3 protein-coding genes are annotated in these 2,724 nt (G+C 38.8%); 1 reads left to right on the plus strand and 2 read right to left on the minus strand.

Annotated features, from left to right (window positions below; all coding sequences use genetic code 11):
• Positions 1-252: 252 nt before the first annotated feature.
• Positions 253-462, minus strand: a complete 210-nt coding sequence (locus Q0L68_RS19290) for a hypothetical protein (protein ID WP_296705878.1) — start codon at positions 460-462, stop codon at positions 253-255.
• A 585-nt stretch (positions 463-1,047) separates the two neighbouring features.
• Positions 1,048-1,506, minus strand: coding sequence for an SgcJ/EcaC family oxidoreductase (locus tag Q0L68_RS19295; RefSeq protein WP_296705879.1), 459 nt, complete (start codon positions 1,504-1,506; stop codon positions 1,048-1,050).
• A gap of 465 nt (positions 1,507-1,971) precedes the next feature.
• On the opposite strand from Q0L68_RS19295, the gene Q0L68_RS19300 reads away from it, so the two are divergent.
• Positions 1,972-2,724 (plus strand): ABC transporter permease (locus Q0L68_RS19300; protein WP_296705880.1); only part of this gene is annotated, 753 nt, incomplete at its 3' end.

Below are 2,724 nucleotides of genomic sequence, written 5' to 3' on the forward strand. Positions count from 1 at the left end.
CTATTCAGTAAATATGAGAATAATGATCATTCACAAGTGGTAAAGCAAGCTTTGAAGGAAGGATTAGAGTTTGTTTACGACAAATAATTAATCTATTAATTTACTTAGCCAGTGTGACTTATACGGACCTATCTAGCACTCTATTTTTTATCGCCTTTTCTAACACTTAGTTCAATCTAGTTCTTTCCAATAAAGTCAATTTCAACTACATCCACCTACACCGGTTTGTCAAGGAAGTAAACCTTTGAGTTTTTAAAACCCCGAAGGTTTTTTGTTTTTTAACCCATAACACATAATTAAGGATAGGTTGGGGGAATTACAAATCATTCCCAGTCCAAAGGAGGATTTGACTACGCTCAGGCGGGGCTTTCTTGATGTATGAAGGGTGTCACCCTGAGCGTCCGTGATAACCATCGTGATCGAAGGGTCTTTCAGCAGTTTTTTTAGAAAATGATTTTTCATCAATTACTTTTCGACAATGGACTGGAGGCATAGAACGACTTTTTTAACCCATTTCAAATGGGTAAGGATATGAGGGTGGAATTACAAATCCCACCCAGTCCAAGGAACGATTTGACTACGCTCAGGCGGGGTCTAGATTTTTAGGTTTGCAAGATTAGTTGGAGGAAAGTCCGAAATTGAAAGTCTGAAATATAAAGTGAAAAGTCCGAAAGGTTCATGGTTGGACTAAAAAGGTTTAAGCTCTAAGTAAAAAGGTGCAAGCTTGGAGTAAAATGGTGAAACCTTGGAGAAAATAAGTCCGAGCTTGGAGCAAAAAGGTGAAAGCTCAAAACAAAAAGGTAAAAGCTTGGAGTTAATTAGTTCGTCCATGGAGATAATTGGTGCATAGACAGAGTAAATAGGTTCGAGATCGGAGCAAAAAGGCTCAATCATGGACCTTTGAGGTGGGGGAGGCTACTACCCAAGTGGGGAGGAAAGACATAGACAATGGTGAGAAAAGTCTGGAAGCTAAAGTCAAAAATTAGGAGATCGTGACTCGCAAAGCTATGTTAACCCAATACAGGCAGAGCTCTAGAAAAGGTGTTTTTATTTATTACCTGGAGTGGAAATATCCACAACATTTTTCCAGGTCCCGTCAGATTGTTTTCGCCAGATGCTTACCGCTTGATTGTATTGTGTCATTGTGTTTCCGCTAGAGTCAGTATATGACACCTGCGAATCTTCCAATAAATACGCCATATCTCCACTTTCGGAAACTTGAACGGATATAGGTTGCCAGCTAATTTTAAATCCCGGGATTTTATAACTTTGTTCCACCATCTGCCTGATTTCATTTTTTCCGTTTAGCGTTCCTTCACCAGCAGATATCAGTATGGCATCCTCAGCCCAATAATTTAAGGTCTTTTCGATGTCTCCCGACGAAGCAATATCAGACCATTCTTTGCTGATTTGCATTACTTTTTCCCCTTCAGCTTTCGTATCAATCTTCTGTTGATTGCAGCTAAATAGGCTGAATACAAAAACAATTGCAATACAATTTTTCATTTTTAGCGCTGTTTTAATGTTTCACAATGTCAATTCAATTTGTGCGTATTGCTTGTGGTTGGGAAAAAAACTTTTAGGAATAGAAAAGGGAATGGTGATTTTGAAAGCCATAGACTTTGTCAAACTCATGCTAAAATTTACTGAAAAAACTTTGATAAAAATATAATTCTGAGGAGTAGAGATTGGAAATTGAAAGTAGGAGGAAGCAAGCTCGTCTGTAGTAGGTAGATAGAGGTTAGGATCTAGATTTCTGATTTTACTTTTTCGTCCGCAAGCGAGCAAAATTTCTTCAAGTCGGACAAGCTGTAGCTTCAAAAAGCTTCCTTATTTTAAAATTGGACCGTTTTTTCTCGCTGGCACTTTCTATGCAACTTTTTCTATGTACTAAGCATCTTCTTTGATAGAAAGCTAAACCAACATTCTTTTATTCTCCAAAGCATTCCTTCTACCTGACGCCTTTGCACCATGATTATAAACTATTTTAAAATTGCCTTAAGAGGTTTTGCCAAGCATAAACTTACCTTTTTTATTAATCTCTTTGGCCTCTCTCTAGGGCTTTGGGCAGCGATTCTGATCGGCCTTTGGGTGAATTCGGAGTTGAAAGTCAATCGGGAATTTGCTGACATCGATCAGATTTACCGAATTATGGAGCATCAGCAATATGGTACTGATATTTTTACCACCAACTCCACTCCAGGGGTCTTAGCAGAAAGTATGAAAGAGACGCTTTCTGAAGTGGAATTTGCATCCACCTACACCTGGAATCAGACGCAATTATTTATCCAGAAAGATAAAAGGATTAAGCTTTCAGGGATTTATGCCATGCCTGACTTTCTTCAGATTTATCAGTTTGAGGTAGTGCAAGGGGATCTGAACAGAATGCTTACCGAAAACAACCATGTGGTGCTTACTGAAAAGGGAGCGATTTCCTTATTCGGAAGAACAGATGTGGTAGGTGAGGGAGTGGAAATCAGGCAAGGAACGGATTCAAAAAACTTTATTGTTCAGGGGGTTTTGAAGGATTTGAATGAAAGTAATTCCTTAAAATTCGAATATCTCTTGCCCTACCAGCTGTTTTTTCAGGAAAATGATTGGCTGGCAGATTGGGGAAACAATGGTCCCAGCACGGTTATCAAACTGAGAAAAGGGACCGATGCAGAAGCATTTTCAGCTGGAATCGAAAAATATATTCAAGAACGAAATGAAGGTTCAAATATC

Origin of the sequence: Algoriphagus sp. (assembly GCF_024642405.1) — a bacterium.
Taxonomy (GTDB): Bacteria; Bacteroidota; Bacteroidia; order Cytophagales; family Cyclobacteriaceae; genus Algoriphagus.

What these genes read in the sequence shown, in the direction of transcription:
- Q0L68_RS19295 (WP_296705879.1), bottom strand. Translation starts at nt 1,506, where the DNA reads ATGAAAAATTGTATTGCAATTGTTTTTGTATTCAGCCTATTTAGCTGC.
- Q0L68_RS19290 (WP_296705878.1), bottom strand. Translation starts at nt 462, where the DNA reads ATGAAAAATCATTTTCTAAAAAAACTGCTGAAAGACCCTTCGATCACG.